This is a genomic window from Xenorhabdus anantnagensis, from assembly GCF_028598555.1.
In the GTDB taxonomy this organism is placed as follows: Bacteria; Pseudomonadota; Gammaproteobacteria; order Enterobacterales; family Enterobacteriaceae; genus Xenorhabdus; species Xenorhabdus anantnagensis.
Window position 1 is genome coordinate 167,067 of record NZ_JAQRFN010000003.1, and the last position, 25,816, is coordinate 192,882.

22 protein-coding genes, 1 pseudogene and 1 other annotated feature are annotated in these 25,816 nt (G+C 42.4%); of the genes and pseudogenes, 14 read left to right on the forward strand and 9 right to left on the reverse strand.

Going from position 1 to position 25,816, the window contains the following annotated elements:
• Nucleotides 1-510: 510 nt before the first annotated feature.
• On the forward strand, nucleotides 511-1,239 hold the full coding sequence (locus tag PSI14_RS03830) for an ATP-binding cassette domain-containing protein (RefSeq protein ID WP_273574492.1): 729 nt from the start codon (nucleotides 511-513) through the stop codon (nucleotides 1,237-1,239).
• A 66-nt stretch (nucleotides 1,240-1,305) separates the two neighbouring features.
• Here PSI14_RS03830 and ettA read toward each other — a convergent pair whose 3' ends face one another.
• Nucleotides 1,306-2,973 carry an energy-dependent translational throttle protein EttA gene (ettA, locus tag PSI14_RS03835; protein ID WP_273574493.1) on the reverse strand — a complete coding sequence of 556 codons (1,668 nt, stop codon included), beginning with the start codon at nucleotides 2,971-2,973 and terminating at the stop codon, nucleotides 1,306-1,308.
• A gap of 357 nt (nucleotides 2,974-3,330) precedes the next feature.
• On the opposite strand from ettA, the gene sltY reads away from it, so the two are divergent.
• Nucleotides 3,331-5,250, forward strand: a complete 1,920-nt coding sequence (gene sltY, locus PSI14_RS03840; protein ID WP_273574494.1) for a murein transglycosylase — start codon at nucleotides 3,331-3,333, stop codon at nucleotides 5,248-5,250.
• Between the two features lie 76 nt (nucleotides 5,251-5,326).
• Nucleotides 5,327-5,650: a trp operon repressor gene (gene trpR, locus PSI14_RS03845; protein WP_273574495.1), complete on the forward strand. Its 324-nt coding sequence runs from the start codon at nucleotides 5,327-5,329 to the stop codon at nucleotides 5,648-5,650.
• A 142-nt stretch (nucleotides 5,651-5,792) separates the two neighbouring features.
• Here the strand turns inward: trpR and yjjX are convergent, their stop codons facing one another.
• The gene (yjjX, locus tag PSI14_RS03850) at nucleotides 5,793-6,320 is read right to left on the reverse strand and encodes an inosine/xanthosine triphosphatase (protein WP_273574496.1); all 528 of its coding nucleotides are present in this window, start codon (nucleotides 6,318-6,320) and stop codon (nucleotides 5,793-5,795) included.
• A gap of 54 nt (nucleotides 6,321-6,374) precedes the next feature.
• On the opposite strand from yjjX, the gene gpmB reads away from it, so the two are divergent.
• Entirely contained in the window at nucleotides 6,375-7,022 is a 648-nt protein-coding gene (gene gpmB / locus PSI14_RS03855) for a 2,3-diphosphoglycerate-dependent phosphoglycerate mutase GpmB (protein WP_273574497.1), read from the forward strand.
• Here the strand turns inward: gpmB and robA are convergent.
• Nucleotides 7,019-7,900: an MDR efflux pump AcrAB transcriptional activator RobA gene (gene robA / locus PSI14_RS03860; protein WP_273574498.1), complete on the reverse strand. Its 882-nt coding sequence runs from the start codon at nucleotides 7,898-7,900 to the stop codon at nucleotides 7,019-7,021. The genes gpmB and robA overlap by 4 nt on opposite strands.
• An 853-nt stretch (nucleotides 7,901-8,753) precedes the next feature.
• Between robA and creA the strand changes: the two genes are divergently transcribed.
• Nucleotides 8,754-9,230, forward strand: coding sequence for a protein CreA (gene creA, locus PSI14_RS03865; RefSeq protein WP_273574499.1), 477 nt, complete (start codon nucleotides 8,754-8,756; stop codon nucleotides 9,228-9,230).
• Between the two features lie 179 nt (nucleotides 9,231-9,409).
• On the opposite strand, the gene arcA is transcribed toward creA, so the two are convergent.
• Nucleotides 9,410-10,126 (reverse strand): two-component system response regulator ArcA, encoded by a 717-nt coding sequence (arcA, locus tag PSI14_RS03870; RefSeq protein ID WP_273574500.1) that lies wholly within the window; start codon nucleotides 10,124-10,126, stop codon nucleotides 9,410-9,412.
• Between the two features lie 36 nt (nucleotides 10,127-10,162).
• Here arcA and PSI14_RS03875 point away from each other — a divergent pair, with 36 nt between their 5' ends.
• The 4 genes from PSI14_RS03875 (at nucleotide 10,163) to thrC (ending at nucleotide 15,666) form a co-directional block, all read left to right on the forward strand.
• Nucleotides 10,163-10,342, forward strand: a complete 180-nt coding sequence (locus PSI14_RS03875) for a hypothetical protein (protein ID WP_092517163.1) — start codon at nucleotides 10,163-10,165, stop codon at nucleotides 10,340-10,342.
• A gap of 477 nt (nucleotides 10,343-10,819) precedes the next feature.
• Nucleotides 10,820-10,939 (forward strand) — a sequence feature (Thr leader region).
• A gap of 25 nt (nucleotides 10,940-10,964) precedes the next feature.
• Complete coding sequence (thrA, locus tag PSI14_RS03880) at nucleotides 10,965-13,439, forward strand: bifunctional aspartate kinase/homoserine dehydrogenase I (RefSeq protein ID WP_273574501.1); 2,475 nt, start codon at nucleotides 10,965-10,967, stop codon at nucleotides 13,437-13,439.
• Nucleotides 13,439-14,371 (forward strand): homoserine kinase, encoded by a 933-nt coding sequence (gene thrB / locus PSI14_RS03885; RefSeq protein ID WP_503016453.1) that lies wholly within the window; start codon nucleotides 13,439-13,441, stop codon nucleotides 14,369-14,371. Before thrA ends, thrB begins: the two co-directional genes overlap by 1 nt.
• Before the next feature lie 2 nt (nucleotides 14,372-14,373).
• On the forward strand, nucleotides 14,374-15,666 hold the full coding sequence (thrC, locus tag PSI14_RS03890; protein WP_273574503.1) for a threonine synthase: 1,293 nt from the start codon (nucleotides 14,374-14,376) through the stop codon (nucleotides 15,664-15,666).
• Between the two features lie 151 nt (nucleotides 15,667-15,817).
• Here the strand turns inward: thrC and yaaA are convergent, their stop codons facing one another.
• A complete protein-coding gene (gene yaaA / locus PSI14_RS03895; RefSeq protein ID WP_273574504.1) occupies nucleotides 15,818-16,594 on the reverse strand; it encodes a peroxide stress protein YaaA in 777 nt (258 codons plus the stop codon).
• A 171-nt stretch (nucleotides 16,595-16,765) separates the two neighbouring features.
• On the opposite strand from yaaA, the gene tal reads away from it, so the two are divergent.
• Both tal and mog read left to right on the forward strand, forming a co-directional pair.
• Nucleotides 16,766-17,719, forward strand: a complete 954-nt coding sequence (tal, locus tag PSI14_RS03900) for a transaldolase (RefSeq protein WP_273574505.1) — start codon at nucleotides 16,766-16,768, stop codon at nucleotides 17,717-17,719.
• Between the two features lie 114 nt (nucleotides 17,720-17,833).
• Nucleotides 17,834-18,409: a molybdopterin adenylyltransferase gene (gene mog / locus PSI14_RS03905; protein ID WP_273574506.1), complete on the forward strand. Its 576-nt coding sequence runs from the start codon at nucleotides 17,834-17,836 to the stop codon at nucleotides 18,407-18,409.
• 122 nt (nucleotides 18,410-18,531) lie between these two features.
• On the opposite strand, the gene PSI14_RS03910 is transcribed toward mog, so the two are convergent.
• The 3 genes and pseudogenes from PSI14_RS03910 to PSI14_RS03920 form a co-directional block, all read right to left on the reverse strand.
• Complete coding sequence (locus PSI14_RS03910; protein WP_273574507.1) at nucleotides 18,532-19,941, reverse strand: glycoside hydrolase family 1 protein; 1,410 nt, start codon at nucleotides 19,939-19,941, stop codon at nucleotides 18,532-18,534.
• A 73-nt stretch (nucleotides 19,942-20,014) separates the two neighbouring features.
• Nucleotides 20,015-21,397, reverse strand: a pseudogene (locus PSI14_RS03915) (PTS transporter subunit EIIC); the annotation flags it as partial.
• A gap of 409 nt (nucleotides 21,398-21,806) precedes the next feature.
• On the reverse strand, nucleotides 21,807-22,313 hold the full coding sequence (locus PSI14_RS03920) for a DUF2938 domain-containing protein (RefSeq protein ID WP_273574508.1): 507 nt from the start codon (nucleotides 22,311-22,313) through the stop codon (nucleotides 21,807-21,809).
• A 132-nt stretch (nucleotides 22,314-22,445) separates the two neighbouring features.
• On the opposite strand from PSI14_RS03920, the gene PSI14_RS03925 reads away from it, so the two are divergent.
• From PSI14_RS03925 to PSI14_RS03935, 3 genes are all read left to right on the forward strand, one after another.
• The gene (locus PSI14_RS03925; protein WP_273574509.1) at nucleotides 22,446-23,111 is read left to right on the forward strand and encodes an ArsR/SmtB family transcription factor; all 666 of its coding nucleotides are present in this window, start codon (nucleotides 22,446-22,448) and stop codon (nucleotides 23,109-23,111) included.
• Between the two features lie 22 nt (nucleotides 23,112-23,133).
• Nucleotides 23,134-23,415 (forward strand): flavoprotein, encoded by a 282-nt coding sequence (locus PSI14_RS03930; RefSeq protein ID WP_273574510.1) that lies wholly within the window; start codon nucleotides 23,134-23,136, stop codon nucleotides 23,413-23,415.
• A gap of 288 nt (nucleotides 23,416-23,703) precedes the next feature.
• Nucleotides 23,704-24,975 carry an MFS transporter gene (locus PSI14_RS03935; protein WP_273574511.1) on the forward strand — a complete coding sequence of 424 codons (1,272 nt, stop codon included), beginning with the start codon at nucleotides 23,704-23,706 and terminating at the stop codon, nucleotides 24,973-24,975.
• Nucleotides 24,976-25,077: 102 nt separating this feature from the next.
• On the opposite strand, the gene satP is transcribed toward PSI14_RS03935, so the two are convergent.
• Nucleotides 25,078-25,650, reverse strand: a complete 573-nt coding sequence (gene satP, locus PSI14_RS03940; RefSeq protein WP_273574512.1) for an acetate uptake transporter — start codon at nucleotides 25,648-25,650, stop codon at nucleotides 25,078-25,080.
• Between the last annotated feature and the right edge of the window lie 166 nt (nucleotides 25,651-25,816).

The following is a 25,816-nucleotide window of genomic DNA, read 5'->3' on the forward strand; positions in this document are numbered from 1 at the left end:
TAATATTTTTTGATACTTTAATTTTACTGTTTTGACTTGAATTACAGGGAAATAAGTCATTTAATGAACAGACCTATTGATTTATTTATATAAAATTTATTAGTCATTAACAAACCCACAAATATTCTAGGTGTTTTTATCAATAACGGAGGTAATGAGAAGTCGCTTTAAAACATTAACAAAATATAAAATGACTTTTTTCCTTATTATCAAAGTGGAATAAAAATAGAAGAATTTATGCTATTTTTATTTGTTTTAATCATTGTCTTAAGCATAATTTATTAATATTCTTGATTTTTTTATTCTAAGACTAAGAAACATCTCATTTATTAGATAGTCATTGTAAATAATAATTGACATAAGATGAGCATATCCTTGGTGAAGATGTTTCACATATAGACTATTTTTATTCGTACAATACCATAAGGACATTAATGTTATTACGAATGGATTTAGACAGCATATGTTAAGGAAAAAGTTTTAATCTTTTAACCTAATTGTGTTGAGAATATGAACTTAAATCAATTTAAATCGATTGAGGTTATCAATATTTCATATGGTTTAACTGGTGCTACAGTTAATCATGAAATGATTTCAGATATCACATTTTCTATTATACCAGGTGAAATTACTTTGATAACAGGGCCGAAGGCATCGACTAACCGTACAATGTTGTCGATTGCGTCGGGTATGTTACAACCAGATCAAGGAGATGTATTAATTAATAATAACAAGTTGAAACTAATGAATGATGTAGAGTTAGGAAAATTTCATAGTGAAACTAGTGGGTTTATTTTCCAAGATTTCAACTTATTTAGTGAACTCACACTATTAGATAACTTGTTATTATCAACGTCTTATGGATTATCGCTTTCTCGCGAACAAGCAGAAAGAATCGCGCAAAAATCGTTGGATGTTGTGAAATTAGGCGATAAGAGCCGTTATTATCCAGGGGAATTGTCTGAAAACGAGAAACAGCTGGCTGCAATGGCGAAAGCCATAGTCAGAAGACCTGAATATTTATTTGCAGATGACCCGACACGCAATTTAGATCATCAGGCATTTCAGACGTTCATTAATATCTGTAAATTTATTGCACATGAACAAAAAGGCACAGTTGTCATTGCCTCCCAAGATAAGCGCCTGATGCAGCATGCAAGTAGCGTTATCACTTTAGCAAGGGGAAAGGCGGTTAAAACTTATGAGTCCGTTATGGAACAACGAGTTTTAGTGCAGTAATGCAATAATTTAGTGACTATCAATAAAAAACGGCCTGATATCAGGCCGTTTTTTTATCTCACAAATTTACTTGCTGATCTTTTTATATTTGATGCGGTGAGGCTCCAGAGCTTCAGCCCCCATAGTTCGCTTCTTGTAATCTTCGTATTCACTAAAGTTTCCTTCAAAGAAGGAAACTTTGCCTTCATCCTGATAATCAATGATGTGGGTCGCGATACGGTCAAGGAACCAACGGTCATGGGAAATAACCATCGCACAGCCCGGGAATTCCAGCAGGGCATTTTCCAAAGCACGCAGAGTTTCAATGTCTAAATCGTTGGTGGGTTCATCGAGCAGCAGCATGTTGCCGCCAACTTGCAACAGTTTGGATAAATGCAGACGACCACGCTCACCACCAGACAATTCGCCAACACGCTTGCCTTGATCTACCCCTTTGAAGTTAAAGCGGCCAACATAGGCACGGCTTGGAATTTCAAAGTTGCCAATGCGCATGATGTCTTGACCGCCTGAAACTTCTTCCCAAACGGTTTTGCTGTCATCCATGTTATCGCGGAACTGATCAACAGATGCCAATTTAACAGTCTCACCCAGTGTAATCGAACCAGAATCTGGTTGCTCTTGACCGGATAACATACGGAACAGAGTTGATTTACCCGCACCGTTCGGACCGATGATCCCAACAATCGCTCCTTTCGGCAGGGAGAAACTCAAGTTGTCGATCAGAACGCGATCACTGTAAGATTTGGTCAGATTGGTAACTTCCAGTACCTTGTCTCCCAAACGTGGGCCAGGTGGAATAAACAATTCACTGGTTTCATTGCGCTTCTGGTAGTCGACGTTATTAAGTTCTTCAAAGCGAGCCAGACGTGCCTTGCCTTTTGCCTGACGTCCTTTCGGATTTTGGCGAACCCACTCAAGTTCTTTCTCAATGGATTTACGGCGAGCCGCTTCTGACGCTGCTTCCTGTGCCAGACGAGCGTCTTTTTGTTCCAGCCATGAGGAGTAGTTGCCTTCCCATGGAATGCCTTCACCACGGTCAAGCTCCAAGATCCAGCCAGCAACGTTATCAAGGAAGTAACGATCGTGGGTAATCGCAACCACAGTGCCTTCGTAATCATGCAGGAAGCGTTCTAACCATGCGACAGATTCAGCGTCAAGGTGGTTAGTCGGTTCGTCGAGCAACAGCATGTCTGGTTTTTCCAGTAACAGGCGACAAATCGCTACACGACGACGCTCACCACCGGACAGGAGTTCAATCTTGGCATCCCATGCAGGCAGGCGCAGGGCATCAGCCGCTCGCTCAAGCTGGTTTTCCAGATTGTGTCCGTCATGAGATTGGATGATCGCTTCCAGCTCGCCCTGCTCTTTTGCCAGCTTATCAAAATCCGCCTCTGGCTCAGCATAAGCTGCATAGACTTCATCAAGACGAGTCAGGGCATTTTTGACTTCGCTAACAGCTTCTTCCACTGCTTCACGAACGGTATGTTCAGGATTAAGTTTAGGTTCCTGCGGTAGATAGCCGATTTTAATGCCCGGTTGTGGGCGAGCTTCTCCCTCAATATCTTTATCAATACCCGCCATGATGCGCAGTAAGGTAGATTTACCCGCACCATTCAAGCCGAGAACACCGATTTTTGCTCCAGGGAAAAAACTCAGAGAAATATTTTTCAGAATATGCCTTTTCGGGGGCACAATTTTACCCACCCGATGCATACTATAAACATATTGAGCCAATGTATTTTACCTTTTAATTAATCAGGAAATTTTCAAAATTGTTTGCGTTTATAGGACTTGAATGGCGTATTTTTACATATCATGTCGCCACCTAATTAGAGTTAAATTTAGGCATTCCGTGGCCACAAACGGTAAAAATCAATAACACAATTCCAGTCAAATAACACTATATTCAGTCAAATAACACTATATCCAATCAAATAACACTATTCCAATGCGTTCCATTCTGCCTTCGCCAATTGTAATAACTTGTATCAATAATATGATTATAATTACATAGCATTTAGACAATGCACTTGGGTATTGGGCATTAGATATTGGGACACTGATAGTAGTCTTCTGGAGGAGTATGTGGCAATGAATAAGTGGCAGCATTTCGTTATGGCTGTAAGTATGGTTTCTGTTGTTGCTGGAGCGGCACATGCTGATTCTCTGGATGCTCAGCGTCAGCGATATAAAGCAATACAACAGGCATGGGACGCAAAAAATATGGCGGAAGTGGCACGGTTGATGCCAACGCTGAAAAATTACCCGCTGTACCCCTATCTCGAACATCGTCAATTATCTCAAGATTTGGCAATTGCAACTCCTCAGCAAGTACACCACTTTATTAATACTTACCCTACTCTGCCATTGGCGCGTTCACTGACTCCGAAATTTATCAATACACTGGCCAATAATGGTGACTGGAACGGCATTCTGGCATTCAGTTCCAGCCCTCCAAGTACAATTAAAGCACGCTGTAATTATTACTTTGCGCAATGGGCAACAGGACACCAGCAAGTTGCCTGGAAAGGAGCACAAGAAATTTGGCTGAACAGCAACTCACTGACTGATGATTGCAATAAACTATTTAATGTCTGGGAGCAGGCTGGATACCTCTCCACCAATTTAATTTTGCAGCGTATCCAATTGGAAATGAAAGCCAATAATGCCACGCTGGTTACCTCTATTGCCAAGCGTTTGCCATTGGGTTATCAGCGTTTGGGCGCAAGTTTGATAAAATTGCAACATAATCCTGTATTTATTGAACAATTTGCCACAACCACAACTCCAACCGATTTTACCCGCTCGGTTATCATGACAATCTTTCCCCGGTTTGCCCGCATCAATGCTGAACGTGCCATAGAAAGTCTCCCGATACTTGTCCGCTCACAAAAGATGAATGATGCTGAGCGACAGCAATTAAAAGATAGCATCGCATGGCAATTGATGAAAAACGTCACACCAGAATTGGCAAAATGGCGGGACGATACCATTCTCCATTCACACTCAATCGGGTTGCTTGAACGACGTGCTCGCTTGACATTACAGTATACTGGTCATCCTGGGCTTGAAAAATGGATTGCATTGATGCCCCAAAAAACGTTGCAACAAGATGAATGGCAATATTGGAGTGCCATGATTCTGCTCAATCAGGGAAAAACCGCTGAAGGCAAGGCCATCTTACGTAAACTGACCGGGTATCGTGGTTTTTATCCCATGGTGGCAGCCCTGAAATTACCTATGCCCTATTCTCTGATCATCAATAAAATAGAGAAATCCGATAGCTCCCTTGCCAATATGCCGGAAATTAAGCGCATCCGCGAGTTACTGTATTGGAATATGGATGACCGGGCACGCTCAGAATGGATTAACTTGGTTTCTTCGCAAAATCCCGTGAAACAAGAGCAATTGGCTCGTTATGCGTTTGAGCAACACTGGCCTGCATTCAGTGTACAGGCAACCATTACGGGAAAAATGTGGAATCATCTCGAAGAACGTTTTCCGCTGGCGTGGAAAAACGAGTTTGCAAACTTCACGTCAGATAAAAGTATTTCACAAAGCTATGCAATGGCAATTGCCCGTCAGGAAAGTGCATGGAACCCACGAGCCCGTTCTTCCAAAGGAGCCAGCGGGTTAATGCAGATCATGCCAAAAACCGCCGAACATACGGTAAAGAGTAAGAAAATTCCGGGTTATGTCGGCAGCAGTCAATTAATGAACCCTATTACGAATATTAAAATTGGTACGGCTTACCTTGACTCGGTCTACCAGCGTTTTGGTAATAACCGGATTCTTGCCAGTGCTGCTTATAATGCTGGCCCTGCAAATGTCGATCGTTGGTTGGCTAATACCTCAGGAAACATCGATCCAATCGCCTTTATTGAGAGCATTCCTTTTCCTGAAACACGCAATTATGTCAAAAACGTTCTTGCCTACGATATGTTCTACAATCATCTTATGGGGAAAATGACAAACGTGCTGACTGATGACGAATGGAAAAGACGTTATTAATTTAAGAGATATAATGTGATATGCTGCTGTACTAGTTAAATAGTATAGCAGTTACTTAATAGTATGGCAGTTAATTATGACACCAAATCACTTGATTGATCCTGCACTTTCCCCAGAAGATGGTGATGACTGGCTCACTTTTGTCGGGCTGTTACAAACCTCATTTGAACAAAATTTGCAACATTCTATTTTGCAGTTATTATTGTCTCCCGATGAACGTACTGCTTTGTCAACTCGGGTGAAAATCATTCAGGAATTGATACGTGGGCAAATGAGCCAACGTGAACTGAAAAATGAGTTGGGTGTAGGCATTGCAACAATTACGCGTGGTTCCAACAGCTTAAAGAACGCACCAGATCATGTTAAGAAATGGCTGGAAACGCAGTTATTAACTGATTGATAATAGCCACTATAAAATAACGGCTGAAGTCACTCGGTGGGGGCCATCCAATTGTGCCCCCAAACAGCTACTGTATTACATATCGCGTATTTATATACAGTCAGCGATATACAGTCAGCGTTAGGTAGACGTACCGTTAAGATTAGTTATTCAACTCTTTGTAAACTTCATGATGGATAGGTACAAGAGCCAGTATCAGAGCTTGATGATAAACGCTGGTACGCGTCAGAATACCGTTGGTAAAGAAGCCGATCGCACCGCCTTTCTGCTTGATATTATCGACGCCAGCCACGCTTGCCATTTCATGGCCAAGTTCGCGTCCTTCACGAATGCCTTCCAAGACTTTTTCAGGCAACATCAGGCTAGCGGAACGCGATTCTCCCCGAATTTGTTTATGCTCAACGACCATCCAGGCAAATGTCATGTCACCTTCAATTCCTGCTTCAACCCCAACCCAGAAATCAGCTTCTGGCCGGACTTGACGAGCAGCCATAACTCGATGACGAGCACCTGTGCGGGTTTCAGTATTGCCAATAGGTTGCTGAGGTACGCTGCTGTCTACATTGACATCTTCTATATGGTAAGTGCCCGGACCAAAAACATCATCGAATGCAAGGCTAATCGCTTTTATCTTCGCAGGGTTAGTTGTTGCTGCAATAACGTGGTACATATAAATAAATTATCCTTTGAATTATTTCATGATGCAGTATAACGGAAAATAACTATGTTACAGGTCTATCTTGTTCGTCATGGCGAAACCGAATGGAACGTGGCTCGTCGTATTCAGGGGCAATCTGACAGTCCTTTGACTGAAATTGGTCGGCGCCAAGCTCACTTGGTCGCACAAAGAGTTAAATCAGAAAACATTACCCATGTTATCACCAGTGACCTTGGTCGGACACGCCAAACAGCAGAAATCATCGCTAAAGCCTGTGGCTGCGACGTCATACTGGAACCACGCCTGCGAGAGTTACATATGGGCGTTCTGGAAAATCGCGAACTAAGTTCTCTCACACCAGAAGAAGAATCTTGGCGTAAAAGTCTTGTCGATGGTACACCAAATGGACGGATCCCAGAAGGTGAATCGATGCATGAAGTATCTGCCCGTATGCGCGCCGCACTGGAAAACTGCCTCAATCTACCTGTCGGCAGCCGTCCACTGTTGATAAGTCATGGAATAGCGCTCGTCAGTTTGATCTGTACTATTCTGGGCCTTCCTGCCAATTCAGAACGCCGCCTGCGGTTAAGAAACTGCTCTATCTCACGCGTGGATTATCAGGATAGCCCATGGCTGGCTTCAGGTTGGATAGTTGAGACAGCGGGCGATATCACACATCTGGATATGCCCGCCTTGGATGAATTACAAGGTTAACGCTCAATTGGGATGAGATACTCAAATTCAACAACATGATTTTGGGACTCATCCCCAAGATTTTTCCATTCAAGGTTAGTGAGGTAATACCGCTCGACATCGTACCCCTTTCTGCGAGTGATGTTTAGTGTTGGCAGACAGACACCATAAATGGTAAAGAGGAACTCTTGTAATTGTTCTTTATCACCAAAATAACTGAATGAAATATAATCTCCACCCGGCAAGACAACGGGATGACTTTCTTTAGTATCAAAGGTCGCATATTCTGGCTCTATGGCCGTGGTATAGAATACAGTCTGTTCATCTTCATGCTCCATACTGAGAGTAGTATGGTGTAATCCATAAAGTCTCGGTGGTAATACCTCAGCATCCTGTAGGTAGTTAATCCAAAAATCATGACGCATATTCTTGCAAGCTTCTGACCACTGTTCGAGCATATAACTACAAGTGTGCTCAGTACCGATAAGCGGCTTCTCTTCCAATGTGACATATTTGTGCTTTGGCAGGGGTTTGTTATCCAGCGAGATAGGAGGACATATACCCTTTGCGTACCACTCTTCGCTTCGACGATAGGATGCTGGCGTTCGGTCAAATTGTTTCTTGAAAGCTCTAGTGAAAGTTTGCTGAGAATCAAAGCGATATTGCAAGGCAATGTCCAAAATAGGACGGCTGGTTAAACGTAATGCAACAGCGGCTCTGGATAATCTTCTCGCGCGGATATAAGAACCTATTGCCTGACCGGTTACATCCTTGAACATGCGCTGTAAGTGCCATTTGGAGTAACCTGCTTTTGCTGCAACATTATCAAGGGACAATGGACGATCCAGATTATTATCTACCCAATGCAGCAAGTCTCGAATGATGTTGGTTTGATCCATACATCTCCCTAAGTCATTAAGACAAAAAGAAAATCATATAAATATAAAACAACTTATTAGTTTAAAAATAAAAAGTTTTTTCCTAAAAACATATTCTTATGTAGTTTGATCGATAATCAGCACCTATACTTTTCCCAAAAAATAAACATAGATTTAAGGCCGCTGATAGCCTGCCATTCAGGCACACTGCGGGCTTTGCATTCAAAACACGATCTTTAATCAAAACACGATCCTTAATTTCTAGCCATAACACCCATTTTCGTAGCGCAATTTTTACCCTTTAGCATCATTCTTTTTCCTGAGTACTATGTAGCACACTTACTTTGTAGCACACTTACTTTAATCAATTGATTGATAAATCCTACTATCACTAACTGATATTTATTGCATGAGTACCATGAATGCCAAAATTATTTCATTCGGCATGATGACTGTTACATATGTTATAAACAAATCACAATAAATTAACCAAGCTTAGGCTTGGAATAAATTAATAGTAGACTTGTTAATATGTCAAGCATTGTCTTGACGAATAAATCAATAGCATGAAATATAAGAAAAAATCACTATTGACGTGTTGAATGTCGATTTGGCACCAATGCCGCAGCTTTTTGCTTGAAGTACCACCTGTTTTTTAGCGTCTTAAACGGAACAAATCGTCAACGAAATAGATTTAAAAGCCATTGAGCGCTCGTCTTGGGGGCATATTCAGCTATAATGCCACGGTTTTTCACCACAGATGTTCACCATAGATGCATTCACGGTGAAAATGGCTTGATTGAAACTATTAATTTACATTATATGTGAATGATAGATATTTTCACTGTATTTATTTAATTCAAATGGACTAAATATGGTAACAATAAAGAAAGTAGCAGTAGCGGCAGCCTTACTCTTTTCTCCTGTGATTCTGCATGCTGAGGAGATCGGTTCGGTCAACACGGCGTTCAAATTTTTGGGCCCTGATAATAAAATAGTAATAGAAGCCTTTGATGATCCTGACGTTAAAAATGTCACCTGCTATTTGAGCAGAGCTAAAACCGGAGGAATCAAGGGAGGATTAGGATTGGCAGAAGATACATCTGATGCGGCTATATCCTGCCAACAAGTTGGGCCGATTGAGTTAGCCAATAAGATAAAGGAATCTCCCCAGCAAGGACAAGTCGTCTTCCAGAAACGGACTTCTTTGGTATTTAAAAAATTACAGGTTGTACGCTTCTATGATAAAAAACGCAACTCACTAATTTACTTGACCTATTCTGACAAAATAATCAATGGGTCTCCTAAAAATGCGATCAGTGCCGTACCAATTATGCCATGGAAAAAGTGAATAGCTCATTAAAGCAAACACTATCCCCAAAAAAAGCCCTGATGTCATAAGACATACAGGGCTTTTTGACAAACAAGTTGCATCACAATCAAACGATTATGTACCTATAAAAATATCTATCTATAAAGCCATCTATCTATAAAAATAATACCTCTAAAGAAGTATCGAGAAGGTATCAATTAGTCTTCTAACACACCACAGAAACGGTAACCTTCACCGTGGATGGTCACAATGATTTCTGGGGTATCTGGTGTCGACTCAAAGTGTTTACGAATACGGCGAATAGTAACATCAACAGTACGATCGTGAGGCTTCAGTTCACGACCAGTCATTTTTTTCAACAACTCTGCACGGGTCTGGATTTTTCCTGGATTCTCACAGAAATGAAGCATCGCACGGAATTCACTACGCGGCAGTTTGTACTGATCTCCCATTGGGCTAACCAAAGAGCGGCTATTGATATCCAGCTCCCATCCACTGAACTTATAACTTTCAACTTGACGACGTTCTTCACCTGAATGATTCAGATTCATTGTCCGAGAAAGCAAATTCCGCGCACGGATAGTTAACTCACGCGGGTTAAATGGCTTGGTTATATAGTCATCAGCACCGATTTCAAGACCAAGGATTTTGTCCACTTCATTGTCACGGCCTGTTAAGAACATTAAGGCGACATTTGCCTGCTCGCGTAATTCACGGGCAAGTAGTAATCCGTTTTTACCTGGCAGATTGATATCCATAATCACTAAATTGATAGCGTTATCTGACAGAATGTTGTGCATTTCTGAACCGTCAGTGGCTTCATAAACGACATACCCTTCAGCTTCAAAAATGCTTTTAAGAGTATTGCGTGTGACAATTTCGTCTTCAACAATCAAAATGTGCGGGGTTTGCATGGTTGCTACCTAAAATCGCTAAAAAACAGAATCTGTGTGACACAAGCTGTTATTATGAAAAGAAAATATGCTGATTTTGTTCTGAGTCACAAAAAACCAGCTTATGCCCAAAATAAATATTTTGATATGTTTTACGCTAAAAGCCAGCGTCGCTTTGCTGGAGGGTACATACCTGAGAAAACCCGATTTAAACAAGGCACTATATTAATCTATTAACAGCAATATAACAGCTAGTAATGCATTTACCTTCTAAAAAAACTAACTTTTGTTGATGCATATCAAAACCAATTGTAGCACGTTAACATTAATTGTAATTGTTAATTTTAGTTTAGGTTATTTGTTATTAACTTGAATAAAATATGTTAATTAACGTCGAGATCTCGTGAGCGCTTGAAGAGATTGGCTCGACATTAAAATATCCAAACCGCACGTTTTTATCATAAAGATAAAATAATTACAAAATATGTTTTTTACAAAATTAAATGCTAGTAAAAAATCCAATTAGCCAGATAATAATTCGCCCGTTTTGTTATATTTTGAATGATTACGATACAAAAAATGACGATTTTTTCTTCTTTCATCCTAAAAAATATTTGACATTGACCACAATTTAATTTACCCAATATAGGGTCAAACGAATCAAAAGACAGACAGGAAACTATGCACCCTATCAGCCCGAAAAAAATGGCTCTTATAAATGCCACGATAACTACCACCACGATTACCACCGGAACCATGAGTTGCGGTGCGGGCTGACGCATACACATAAAATAACAATAAGCCCGTATCCCACAAGATACGGGCTTTTTTTTGGCAGAAAATCAGGAGAAGAGTATTAATGAGAGTATTGAAATTTGGGGGAACCTCAGTTGCAAATCACCAGCGTGTACTGAGCGTCGCAGATATCGCCGAGAATGAATTATCCCTTGGGCAAGTTGCCTTAGTACTCTCCGCACCGGCAAAGATCACCAACCATCTGGTGGCAATGATTGAAAAAACGATTGCAGGGCAAGACATTGTTTCCAATATGAGCGATGCCACCCAAATCTTTACTGATTTGCTGTCAGGGTTAAAAGAGCAACAAGCAGGGTTTGATTATAAGCGTCTGAAAGGGATAGTAGAGCGTGAACTAGCCAGCCTTAAGCAGATTCTGCACGGCATTTCCTTGTTAAAACAATGCCCAGACAGCATTAATGCCTCCCTGATCTGTCGTGGCGAAAAACTGTCGATTGCCATCATGGAAGCAGTATTACAGGCTCGTGGTCATAAAGTGACGGTCATTGATCCCGTCAAAAATCTTTTGGCACATGGGTATTGTCTCGAATCCACCGTCGATATCCATGAATCTTCCAAACGAATTGCCGAACTTAACATTCCTGCTGACCACATCATCCTGATGGCTGGCTTCACTGCGGGTAATGAAAATGGCGAATTGGTCGTGTTGGGACGCAATGGCTCTGACTATTCAGCCGCAGTACTGGCGGCCTGCCTGCGAGCAGATTGTTGCGAAATCTGGACTGATGTGGATGGGGTTTACACTTGTGATCCAAGAGCGGTTAAAGATGCACGCTTGCTGAGAAGCCTGTCATACCAAGAGGCGATGGAATTATCTTATTTCGGTGCGAAAGTTCTTCATCCCCGAACCATCGCCCCTATTGCCCAATTTCAAATTCCTTGCCTGATAAAAAACACTGCCAATCCCGATGTACCCGGTACTTTTATTGGCAATATTCCCGTTCGTGATGAACAAAAAGATCAGGACATGCCGATTAAGGGTATTACCAATCTGAATCATATGGCGATGATCAACGTTTCCGGCCCCGGAATGAAAGGCATGGTCGGGATGGCGGCACGGATATTTTCCGTCATGTCACGCAAAGGTATTTCTGTTGTGTTGATTACGCAGTCTTCATCGGAATACAGCATCAGTTTCTGTGTGCCACAAAAAGAGCTGTTGAAAGCGCAGAAGGCATTAACAGAAGAGTTTTATCTGGAATTGAAAGATGGCGTACTTGATCCTATTGACGTGATAGATAATCTTGCCATTATCTCTGTTGTTGGGGATGGCATGCGTACCCAACGTGGCATTTCTGCCCACTTTTTCTCAGCACTGACACGGGCCAATATCAATATCATTGCCATCGCGCAGGGTTCTTCTGAGCGTTCCATTTCTGCTGTCATTGAAAATGATGCGGCAACCACCGCTGTTCGGCTTTGCCACCAGATGTTATTCAACACCGCTCAGGTCGTTGAAGTCTTCGTTGTGGGGGTCGGTGGCGTAGGCAGTGCCTTAATTGAACAAATCCGCCGCCAACAAGCATGGCTCAAACAAAAACACATTGAACTGCGCGTCTGTGGTATCGCTAATTCCAGAGCTTTGCTGACGGATATGCAAGGCATCAGTCTGGATAACTGGCAACAAGCGCTCTCAGAAGCAACTGAGCCTTTCAGCCTGAGTCGTCTGATCCGTCTTGAAAAGGAGTACCATCTCCTGAATCCAGTCATTGTGGACTGCACTTCTAATCAGTCGATTGCGGAACAATATACCAGCTTCCTCAGCGATGGCTTTAACATTGTCACACCGAACAAAAAAGCCAATACTTTGTCGATGGCTTATTACCGCCAAATCCGTCAGGCGGCAGAAAAATCAAAACGCAAATTCCTGTATGACACCAACGTAGGGGCGGGGTTGCCTGTTATCGAAAACTTACAGAATCTGCTTAATGCCGGAGATGAATTAGTCCAATTCAGTGGCATCCTGTCTGGTTCTCTGTCCTACATCTTCGGCATGCTGGATGAAGGTATGACGCTTTCACAAGCAACCATGCTGGCAAAAGAGAAAGGCTTTACTGAACCCGATCCACGGGATGATCTCTCAGGCATGGATGTTGCCCGAAAACTGCTGATCTTGGCGCGAGAGGCGGGCTATGAACTGGAACTGGAAGATATCCATGTTGAACCAGTTTTACCAGCATCGTTCGATGCCAGTGGCGATGTTGGCAGTTTCCTGCAACGTTTGCCGCAATTGGATCAGGAATTCAGCCAACGTGCTGAGGATGCCGCTGAACAAGGAAAAGTTTTGCGTTATGTTGGCCTGATTGAACACGGCCGTTGTACAGTGAGAATGATCTCTGTTGATGGCAACGATCCACTTTATAAAGTCAAGAATGGCGAAAATGCGCTGGCTTTCTATACCCGTTATTATCAGCCCATCCCGCTAGTATTGCGTGGTTATGGCGCAGGGAATGATGTAACGGCAGCAGGGGTTTTTGCTGATATATTACGCACTCTATCATGGAAATTGGGGGTTTAATGGTTGTCAGGGTTTATGCGCCCGCCTCTATCGGGAACGTTGGTGTCGGATTTGATGTGCTCGGCGCAGCGGTTTCTCCCGTTGATGGCTCGTTGCTTGGAGATTGTGTCTCCGTAAGTGAAGCTGAAAGTTTCAGTCTGAATAATAAAGGGCGATTTGTCGGTAAGTTACCTACTGATCCCAAAGAAAATATTGTCTATCAATGCTGGCAGCTTTTTTGTCAACGGCTGGGGAAAAAATTGCCCGTTACCATGACATTAGAGAAAAATATGCCAATTGGTTCGGGGTTAGGCTCTAGTGCCTGTTCTGTAGTTGCGGGTCTGGTGGCATTGAATGAGTATGCCGGCCGCCCGTTTAACCAAAACCAGTTGCTGGACATGATGGGGGTATTAGAAGGGCGTATTTCCGGTAGTATCCATTATGATAATGTCGCCCCCTGCTATTTAGGAGGGCTACAATTAATTTTATCCCAGGAAGATACTACCTGCCTGTCGGTTCCTGCGTTTGATGATTGGTTGTGGGTAATGGCTTATCCCGGCATTAAAGTATCGACATCAAAAGCCCGTGCGATTCTGCCAAAACTTTATGTCCGCAATGACATCATTGAGCATGGGCGTCATTTTGCTGGTTTTATTCACGCTTGTCATACCCGACAACCAGAACTGGCTGCCAAATTAATGAAAGATGTTGTCGCGGAGCCTTATCGCATACAACTCTTACCAGGATTTGCCAACGCGCGTGATGCGGTCAAAAAGTTAGGGGCACTGGCGTGCAGCATTTCAGGTTCAGGCCCAACCCTTTTTGCCATTTGTAATGAAATGGCTGTAGCAGAAGAAGTCTCACAATGGCTGCAACAAAATTACGTACAGAATGATGAAGGCTTTGTACATATTTGCCGTCTGGATCTCGCAGGCGCACGACAGGTAAAGTAACCATGAAATTATATAATTTAAAAGACAGTAGTGAGCAGGTCAGTTTTTCACAAGCAGTAAAACAAGGATTGGGTAAGCAACAAGGACTCTTTTTTCCGCAGGATTTGCCAGAATTCAGCCGTGATGAGATTAACGACTTACTGAAATTGGATTTTGTCAGCCGCAGCCAACGCATTCTCTCCGCCTTTATTGGCGATGAAATTTCCGCAGAGCAATTGGCAGATCGTGTGAAGAACGCTTTTACTTTTCCTGCTCCCGTAACCGCTGTCGAAGATGATATCGCTTCACTGGAGCTTTATCACGGCCCAACACTGGCTTTCAAAGACTTTGGCGGTCGTTTCATGGCTCAAATTCTTGCGCAAATCGCAGGAGAAAAACCCGTTACTATTTTGACAGCAACATCCGGTGATACCGGTGCCGCAGTTGCTCATGCTTTCTATGGATTGAATAACGTACAGGTTGTGATCCTCTACCCCGAAGGCAAAATCAGCCCATTACAAGAAAAACTCTTTTGTACTCTGGGTGGCAATATCCATACAGTTGCTATCAAAGGAGATTTCGATGTTTGTCAGGCCTTAGTCAAACAGGCTTTTGATGACGAAGAATTGAAACAAGCTTTGTATCTCAATTCAGCCAACTCAATTAATATCAGCCGCCTGCTTGCACAAATCTGTTATTACTTTGAAGCGGTTGCGCAGATCCCTGTAGAAAAACGTGAGCAGTTGGTTATTTCCGTCCCAAGTGGCAATTTCGGTAATTTGACCGCAGGGCTACTGGCAAAATCGCTGGGACTGCCAGTAAAACGTTTTGTTGCGGCTACCAACGTCAATGACACTGTTCCCCGTTATTTAGCAGAAGGTCGTTGGATGCCGCATCAGACTATCCCGACTCTGTCCAATGCAATGGATGTCAGTCAGCCCAATAACTGGCCACGCATTGAAGAACTGTTCAAACGCAGAGGTTGGGCACTGAGTGAACTGGCTAATGGAGTTGTGGATGATGCGACTACTCAAAGCACCATGCGCGAACTAGCGGCAAAAGGCTATATTTCCGAACCGCATGCTGCCGTCGCTTATCGTATCTTGCGTGATCAATTGCAGGAAGGAGAATATGGCTTATTCTTGGGCACCGCTCATCCAGCCAAATTCAAGGAAAGCGTCGAAGCAACTCTGGGCCAGACATTGCCATTACCTGTAGAGTTGGCAGATCGAGCCGATTTAGCCTTGCTATCTCACTTTTTACCTGCTGATTTCTCAACGTTGCGTGAATTCCTGATGGAAAGAGCACCGAAATAACATAGTATTTATCACTCCACCTATAAATGGGTGGAGTGATTCCATACTGGACTCAATTTGACGCTTTGAAAAAATTACCTCAACCTTTTGCGGCAGCCTCTAAACGACGGGACTTTACCGCGATTTTTGGTAAATAAGTTATGTTGAAAGATTAATGCTGCTCAGGGCGCTTAAATACCAGCTCATTTCCTTTGGAAAGAGACTCATCAAAGACATACCCTTCCAGATTGAACTCCGCCAGCCGTTCTGGATCGGTCAGTCGATTCTGAATGATAAAACGGCTCATCAATCCACGGGCTTTTTTAGCATAGAAACTAATGACTTTGTATTTGCCATTTTTTTCATCAAGGAAAACAGGTTTGATAATCCGGGCGGCCAATTTTTTAGTATTTACCGATTTGAAATACTCATCTGATGCCAGATTAACCAAAACATCATCGCCTTGCTGTTCCAGTGCTGCATTCAAGTTTTCAGTAATACGATCGCCCCAAAACTTATACAGATCTTTACCGCGCGGATTTTCCAGTTTAACTCCCATTTCCAAACGATAAGGCTGCATCAAATCGAGAGGGCGCAAAACCCCATACAGACCAGATAAAACTCTCAAATGCGTTTGAGCAAAATCAAAATCGTTAGCGGAGAAAGTTTCTGCCTGCATACCCGTATAAACATCGCCCTTAAATGCCAAAATCGCCTGACGGGCATTTTCTGGTGTGAAATTTGGCTGCCATTCACCAAAACGAGCAGCATTCAATCCCGCCAACTTATCACTAATACTCATCAAACTGCCGATTTGCGCGGGTGTTAAAGTCTGGCAAACATCAATCAGTTGTTGGGATTCCGCCAATAATAACGGTTGGCTAAATTTTTCTGTCGCGAGTGGACTTTCATAATCGAGTGTTTTTGCAGGTGAAATGGTAATAAGCATTATTTTTTCCTAATAATCCAAATTTTCCCCACTTTAGCAAAAAAGAGCAAAAAGGGGAGAATCTCAGCGATAGGATTTTCCTACCTTACAGCCGCGCTTGACCATGTTATTATCACGGAATGGCGAGGCAACGTTGCCAAAGATTTTACGTATAACGATGAGATATTAAACATGACCGATAAACTGACTTCCCTGCGTAAACTGACAACAGTAGTAGCAGATACCGGGGATATCGCGGCGATGAAACTGTACCAGCCGCAAGATGCGACCACCAACCCTTCCCTGATTTTGAATGCAGCACAAATTCCAGAATATCGCCAACTGATTGATGAAGCCGTTGAATGGGCACGTGGTCAAAGCGATTCCCGTGAACAGCAAATTATTGATGCCGGCGATAAATTGGCTGTCAACATTGGTCTGGAAATTCTGAAACTGATCCCTGGCCGTATTTCCACTGAAGTTGATGCTCGCCTGTCTTATGACACCGAAGCTAGCGTAGCGAAAGCAAAACGTCTGATCAAACTGTACAACGAAGCGGGTATAAGCAATGATCGCATTCTGATCAAACTGGCTTCCACATGGCAGGGCATCCGTGCGGCGGAACAGCTGGAAAAAGAAGGCATCAACTGTAACCTGACCCTGCTGTTCTCCTTCGCCCAAGCCCGTGCTTGTGCCGAAGCTGGTGTCTACCTGATCTCCCCATTTGTTGGCCGTATCCTTGATTGGTACAAAGCAAATGGCGACAAGAAAGAATTCGCACCACATGAAGATCCAGGTGTGACTTCCGTTTCTGAAATTTATCAATACTACAAAGAACACGGTTACAATACTGTTGTTATGGGTGCAAGTTTCCGTAACTCTGGTGAAATTCTGGAACTGGCTGGCTGTGACCGCCTGACTATCTCTCCAGCACTGCTGAAAGAGCTGTCTGAAGCAGAAGGCGAAGTTGAGTGCAAGCTGGGTTATGAAGGCGAAATCAAAGCACGCCCAACCCCAATGACTGAAGCTGAGTTCTATTGGAACCATCACCAAGATGCAATGGCAACTGAAAAACTGGCGGAAGGCATCCGTAAGTTTGCAGTAGACCAAGGTAAACTTGAGAGCATGATCGCTGATCTGCTGTAATCTTAGGCGAAACGCTATTTTTTCTTATATAAAGGCGACATAATAAGTCGCCTTTTGTTTTTCTTTTCACCATCAATAACATTTTTTCTATTTTTGTCGTTAATTGAGGTTTGTATGAACGTATTGCGCATTGGCCTCGTGTCTGTTTCTGATCGGGCTTCCAACGGTATTTATCAGGACAAGGGGCTGCCTGCACTGAATACATGGCTCGCAAAAGCAATTACCACGCCTTTTAGTGTAGAAGCTCGCCTGATTCCTGATGAGCAAATCCTGATTGAGCAAACATTATGTGAATTGGTCGATGAACTCGGATGCCATCTGGTTCTGACCACTGGAGGAACAGGGCCAGCACGCCGCGATGTCACACCGGATGCAACGTTGGCGATTGCTGATCGAGAAATGCCCGGATTTGGTGAACAGATGCGCCAAATCAGCCTTCAATTTGTGCCAACAGCAATCTTGTCCCGACAGGTAGGAGTGATCCGCAATCAAGCGCTGATTCTGAATCTTCCCGGGCAACCTAAAGCCATCGCAGAAACACTGGAAGGACTGAAAGACGAAAACGGCAAAGTGCTGGTAGCGGGAATTTTTGCCAGTATTCCCTACTGTATTCAACTGCTGGACGGCCCTTATGTTGAAACAGATGAAAGCATTGTGGCAGCATTCAGACCGAAAAGCGCACGTCGTTAAAAGCTCGCATTTTGCTTTTTGTCATCAATAATTTTTTGTTATCAATAATTAAATGTCATAAATGAATGACATAAAGGTTCTGAACAAGCTCAGAACCTTATGGATAAGAGACCCAAATAAAACTATTCATTCAAGTCGCTCAAGCTACAGCCATTGGTTTCAATCACCTGCTTATACCAATAAAAACTCTTCTTACGGCGTCGCTCTAACGTTCCTGTCCCTTGGTCATTTTGATCAACATAGATATAACCGTAGCGTTTGGTTATCTCACCTTTTGAAGCACTGACCAAATCAATCGGTCCCCAACTGGTATATCCCATAACATCCACACCATCTTCAATTGCTTCTCTGACTTGGATAAGGTGATCTTTAAGGTATTGAATGCGGTAATCATCCCGAATACTGCCATCCGCTTCTGGTATATCTTTCGCGCCCAAGCCATTTTCAACAATAAATAATGGTTTCTGATAACGATCCCATAGCAAATTCAATATAGTGCGTAAACCAAGAGGATCTATCTGCCAACCCCACTCTGAACTTGGCAAATGAGGATTGGTCACCATATGCAGGATATTACCCCGTTGCTTCTGGTATTCTGCTTCATTTGCTGTCGTACAACCGCTCATGTAATAACTGAATGAGATAAAATCGACGGTATTTTTCAGATCGTGCCTATCCTGCTCTGTAATGGTAAATTCAATGCCATTCTCGCGAAAATAACGCAACATATAGCCAGGATAATTCCCACGGCATTGAACATCACCAAAAAACAGCCACTTTTGATTTTGTTGAAGAGTTGCCAATACATCTTCTGGTTTACAGGTTAATGGGTACATCAAACCGCCAAGCAACATATTGCCAATCTGGGCATCAGGAATGATTTCTCGGCACAATTTCACCACTCGGGCACTGGCAACTAATTGATGGTGAATAGCTTGATAGGTCTCTGATTGATTGCTATTTCTTGACAATCCAACACCTGTCAGAGGCTCATGCAGCGACATATTGATCTCATTAAATGTCAGCCATAATTTCACCTTAGTCTGATAACGGGTAAATACCGTGCGTGCGTAGTGTTCAAAAAATGCGATCAGCTTACGATTTCCCCACCCACCATATTTTTCGACTAACATCCACGGCATTTCATAATGAGAGAGAGTGATCAAAGGTTGAATACCATATTTAGCCATTTCGTCGAACAGCCTGTCATAGAATGCCAATCCCGCTTCATTGGGTTGCTTTTCATCCCCATGAGGAAAAATCCGGCTCCAGGCAATCGAGGTACGTAAACATTTAAAGCCCATTTCTGCAAACAAGGCGATATCTTCGGGGTAACGGTGATAAAAATCGATGGCGACATCTTTGAGATATAGAGTTTCATCCAAAGGATCACGCTCAACCACGGGGCCAGTAATCCCCTGTGGCAAAACATCTGATGTAGAAAGACCTTTTCCATCCGTCAAATAAGCACCTTCAACTTGATTGGCGGCAATCGCGCCTCCCCATAGAAAATGCGGCGGAAACTGTTTCATTCAAATCTCCTTTCATGGACACTTAAGGCTTATGCGGAAAATCAGATTGATGCTTATTGATTTTGTCTTCCGGGGGCTGATCAGTAGTAGCAGACAGCCCGAACATCCATGTCAAAATGGTAGCAATGCTAAATGCCAGCAATGCACCAATAATTGCTCCCCATACTGTGTTATCGATCCCTGTTGGGGGGATCATTTGAGTAAAGACAAAAATATTGGACAGACCTATTGAATAGATGGCACTTTGGTAATAACCGACGACAGCACCACCAATTGAGCCAGCAATACAGCCAAAGAAAAATGGTCGACGATAAGGCAGGGTGACACCATAAACCGCAGGTTCAGTGATACCAAACATACCCGCAGTAACAGCAGAACCAGACAGCATTTTCAATTTAGCATCGCGGGTTCGCAGGAAAACGCCAAATACTGCTCCTGTTTGCCCTATGACAGCAGGCAATAACAAAGGAGCTAACGTATCGTGCCCCAAAACCGTTAAGTTGTTGAATATGATTGGCACTAATCCCCAATGTAAACCGAAGATGACACATACTTGCCAGATTGCTCCCATAATCGCTCCTGCCAAAACCGGAGCAAATCCATATATTGTTTGATAACTGTAAGCCAATAAATTGCTTAGCCATGTAGCTGCTGGCCCAATAACAATAAATACAAGCGGAACGACCAACATCAGGCAAACAAGAGGAGTCACGAAGGTTTTGATGGTAGCGGACAGATATGCATCCAATTTTTTTTCTATTTTACAACTTATCCAAGAAGCAAAAATAATTGGGATCACAGAAGAGCTATAATTCAAAAATGAGAGTGGAACTCCCATAAAATATTCAGTTGCGCTGCCAGCTACAAGTGAGGCATCGAAAGCCGAGATGATCAGAGGATGTACTAGTGCCCCGCCAATACCCATTGTAATAAATGGATTACCCCCGAATTTTTTACCTGCGGTATATCCAAGTAATAAAGGGAAAAAATAAAACAGCGAGTCGCTGGCTGCATACAAAATACGATAAGTACCGCTGTCAGGCGTTGTCCAATCAAATGCAATGGCAACTGCAAGCAAGCCTTTTAAGATCCCGGAAGCCGCCATCACCCCTAAAAATGGGGTAAAAATACCCGAAATAATATCGATAAAATGGTTAAATATATTATCCCTTTTGCCAGTTGGTTGTGACATTGAGGATGTTTCATCAGAAAGTGCCAACATTGATTGAATAGCCTGATATACCTCGTTGACCTCATTACCTATCACAACCTGAAATTGCCCCCCACTTTCGACAACTGTAATGATATTGGGATACGTTTTTAGTTTATTAATATTAGTGAGTGTTCGATCCTGTAGTTTAAAGCGTAGCCGAGTCAGACAATGAACGAGGCTGACAATATTTTCCTTACCACCAACGCCTGCAATAATTTCTTGGGCCAGTATCTGATATTTCATGCCACTTCCCTCGCTTTCCGCATTGCCTATGCTTCAAGAATCTATTGGATATAGAAATTTATTGGGTATAGAAATTTATTGAGTATAGATAGAACAAAACTGACAACACCAGATCAATTTTCGAACGATATAAATGTGATCGCGATCGCTAGATATTTATTAATCCCCTATTAGATGAATAATGCTGAACTGGAATCCCTTTTACCATGAAACGATGATAGTTCCACCTTCAGCTAGAAAAACAGAATCTAATACTTCGAGTAATAGGTGGAGTTGTTAAATAAATTAGTTGAATAATATTTAATGAAATAAAGATACTTTTTTGCTAATACATTTAGGGGCTGTAATGAGATTTCCCGTCGATAAGATAAACAGTGCAAATTTATCAACGGGTTATTTAGAAATGAAATTAAGAAAACAATGTCAAACATAGTGCAGATAAATAGAGAGCGACTCCATAAGAAGCATGTGCCATTAAACTTCTCAGCCTTATCGTATTAGGTGCAGGAGTTTTAGATGCAACCACTCCCATCCCCATACCAGGTTGCATAATGAAAAAAGGCGCCACTACAGTAACAATACCCATGAACAATGCGGGAATAAAAGTCGGATTTTTTGCCCAAGACAGACCCCAAATGAATAGCAAAAAACCAGCGAAGATAATACCAATCAGATAATGGACAAACCAACCAATCCATATTTCACTTTTCACTGGCTCAGCTTGGGCAATGCTTTTATGACAAAACCGACCTTTCGGAATGTGCCCAAGCCAACGACCAACCATAGTATAATTCAATGATGGTATTCCAAAACTGCGTTTCATAAAAAGTGCCCAAAGATCCATCAATACCGTTGCACCAGCTCCGATCAATATCGAACGAACAATAAATTCCAATCCTTCATTCATTTGCTGCATATTCTCCAAATTTAAACTTTCCAGATTGCCTATTAGTTTATTAAATCATTTAGCTGACACTCGAAACACCTTAAAAACTTTGATATCATTACATTCAATTAATTCATTGAATGTAATGATATTGGAAACCAGATGTCAATATTTGATAAACAAATTCTCGTTGAAATCGCAGAAATTGCCAAAGCACTGGGAAATGCCCATCGCCTGACTCTGCTTGAATGTCTGGCTGGTTCTGAGCAATCCGTAGAATGCCTGTCAGAGCTTTCTGGCTTGTCCATTGCCAACACCTCCCAGCATTTGCAACACTTAAAGCGCTCAGGGCTCCTTCAATCCCGTAAGGTCGGTAAGCATGTCCTTTATCGTCAGGGAGACGGTCCTGTAATGGACATCATTACAGCGATCCAAAAATATACTGAATTTAATCGCGGGGAAATGCGCAAACTAATTGATGATATGAACAATCAGGAAGCAATTTCATGGGATGAGTTGTTAGACAGAATCAAGGAAAAGAGCACAACATTACTGGATGTAAGGCCAAAAGAGGAATTCGAACTAGGCCATTTACCGAATGCCATTAATATCCCTATTGATGAACTAGAGAGTAGATTAGATGAGCTTGCTTCCAGCTCAAATCTTATCGCTTATTGCCGAGGACAATACTGTGTTCTTTCTGCCAATGCTCTTGAATTACTGCGTGCTAAAGGTATTCGTGCTCGCCGCTTTAAAAAAGGCTTTTCAGGCTGGAAAGACGCGGGAATGAGTATTGAAGTAAAATCTGGTCATGTATTAAATAGTTAGTTGTTGTGATATGGATAGGCTTTTGGCTTTTTCAGTTGCCTGTGGTGGTGCTTCCAACCGATTAACAACTGTCATTCTGGCTTCCACATTTCCTGTGCTATTTTTTCCTGTAATGGGAAGCGTAATGTGGGGAAAAAACGCAACACGTCATAATGTCAATCAATTACGTGATGATGGCTATCACGTTATCGAACCTGTATGGCACGAAAATTTTGACGCATCACTACAACAAATAGTCGGACATCCTTCATTACCGGATATTGAGACGGTCATTTCACTACTAAAACAGCACTTACCAGAATGATTCCTGAGATTGGCATACTGATGGAAGAACTCTAATCCATTAATTAATAATAAGTTACCTAATATGTGAGCTGGATACTCTTACATTCTAAATTCCCCTGATATACCAATGTAAATTCTCTCTTTGTTCGAATCTAAACTACATATCACCGTAATAGATTCATTTAAAAAATTGCAGAATAAACATCTTTTAATATAGCATAAGTTTTATTTTCATCCATTATGAGTCAGGCAAGATCATTGAAAATAATCACAAAAATCCCATTTTATAACTATAAATCGGTAACTTATGTCACAACACCATAATCGAGCATTAAATAAACAGGACTATAAAACTCTGTCTTTAGCAGCTTTAGGCGGTGCTCTGGAGTTTTACGATTTTATTATCTTTGTCTTTTTTGCCGTTACGCTTGGAGCACTTTTTTTTCCTGTAGATATACCTGAATGGCTTAGACAACTACAAACATTTGGTATTTTTGCCGCAGGTTATCTGGCCCGGCCGTTAGGTGGGATTATCATGGCTCATTTCGGTGATCTCATTGGACGTAAGAAAATGTTTTCACTGAGTATATTGCTGATGGCCGTACCAACACTGACCATCGGAATGTTACCCACCTATGACACCATAGGCATGACTGCGCCTATTCTCCTCTTACTACTGCGGATCATGCAGGGAGCCGCGATTGGTGGAGAAGTGCCCGGTGCATGGGTTTTTGTGGCGGAGCATGTTCCCCATAAACGCATCGGATTTGCCTGTGGTGTTCTGACAGCAGGATTGAGCATGGGGATTTTATTTGGCTCTCTCGTCGCAACCATTATTACTTCCATTTATACCAAGCAAGATGTTCTGGATTGGGCATGGCGTCTGCCATTTTTCTTAGGGGGAATTTTCGGCCTATGTGCCATGTATCTGCGTCGTTGGCTGCATGAAACTCCTATCTTCAAGGAAATGCAAGAACGCAAGGCGTTGGCAGGAGAATTACCACTAAAATCCGTGGTTTTTAATCACAAACGCGCCATCTCTATTTCCATGCTGCTTACTTGGCTGCTTTCCGCGGGGATTGTTGTCATCATCTTGATGACCCCAACCTATATGCAGACAGTATTTCATCTGGAACAATCACTGACGTTGAAAGCAAACAGTCTGGCGATCATCTCATTGGCGGTTGGCTGTATTTCTGTGGGATATTTATGCGATAAATGGGGAGCTGGTATCGTGCTGATTATCGGCTGTATTCTACTGGCCTCCACTACATGGTTTTTCTATCACAATATTAGCCATGAACCACTCAAACTATTTAGTGCTTATTCCCTCGTCGGTCTGGCTGTAGGCGTGATTGGTGCTGCGCCTTTCGTCATGGTTAATAGCTACCCGCCAGAAGTCCGTTTCAGTGGCATTTCATTTTCATATAATGTGGCCTACGCTATTTTTGGTGGACTGACACCGATTCTCGTTACCTTGCTGCTGAGATATACCCCGCTGGCTCCCGCCTATTATATTATTGCCTTATCGGTTATTGGCCTTTTATTGGGATTTTACTTGCGGAAAAAATCTATATGAAATCTATATGAAAAAAACCGATGGGAAATTAAAGAAGCATAATTAATGCGCTTATAATAAAGCACAGGATGAGTATAAATCACTCATCCTGTCTAAGAATGGTTAAGCGTGTTTCACTTCACCAATTGGCAGAACAGTACGGCCATATTGTTCATTCAGAACTTCAGCCATTGCCAGATAGAAAGCACTCGCACCACAGACAATGCCTTCAAAACCCGCGAAGGTCAAAATGCTGGCATTACCTGTGATATTGCCAATTGCCAGCAATGCAAACAGCAGCGTCAGGCTACCAAATACAAATTGCAGGACACGGTTGGCTTTCAACGTACCAAAGAACATGAACAGAGTGAAAATTCCCCATAAGGCGAGATAAACGCCAAGGAACTCATGGCTGGTTTTTTCAGCCAAATCCATCATTGGCAGGAACAGTAAGGCAATCAAGCTCAACCAGAACATACCGTAAGAGGTAAATGCGGTTGCAGCAAAAGTATTCCCTTTTTTGTACTCAAAGATACCGGCCAGTACCTGAGCCAAACCACCATAAAAAATTCCCATGCTCAAAATAACTGATGACAATGGGAAAAAACCTGCGTTGTGCAAATTCAACAAAATGGTTGTCATGCCAAAACCCATTAAACCCAATGGGCCTGGGTTCGCCAACTTATTAGAGTGCATACTTCCCCTAGAAAATACAAATAATACAAAATATTAAAAAGTTATCATGGCGCTTTTCCGCACCAAGAAACCATAAAAGGCGGCGAATCATAATGTGATGGACTCAACTACACAATGGCCTTAGAAAAATTTTTTTATGAAATTTCAATTTTTTTTCAATCAGCCC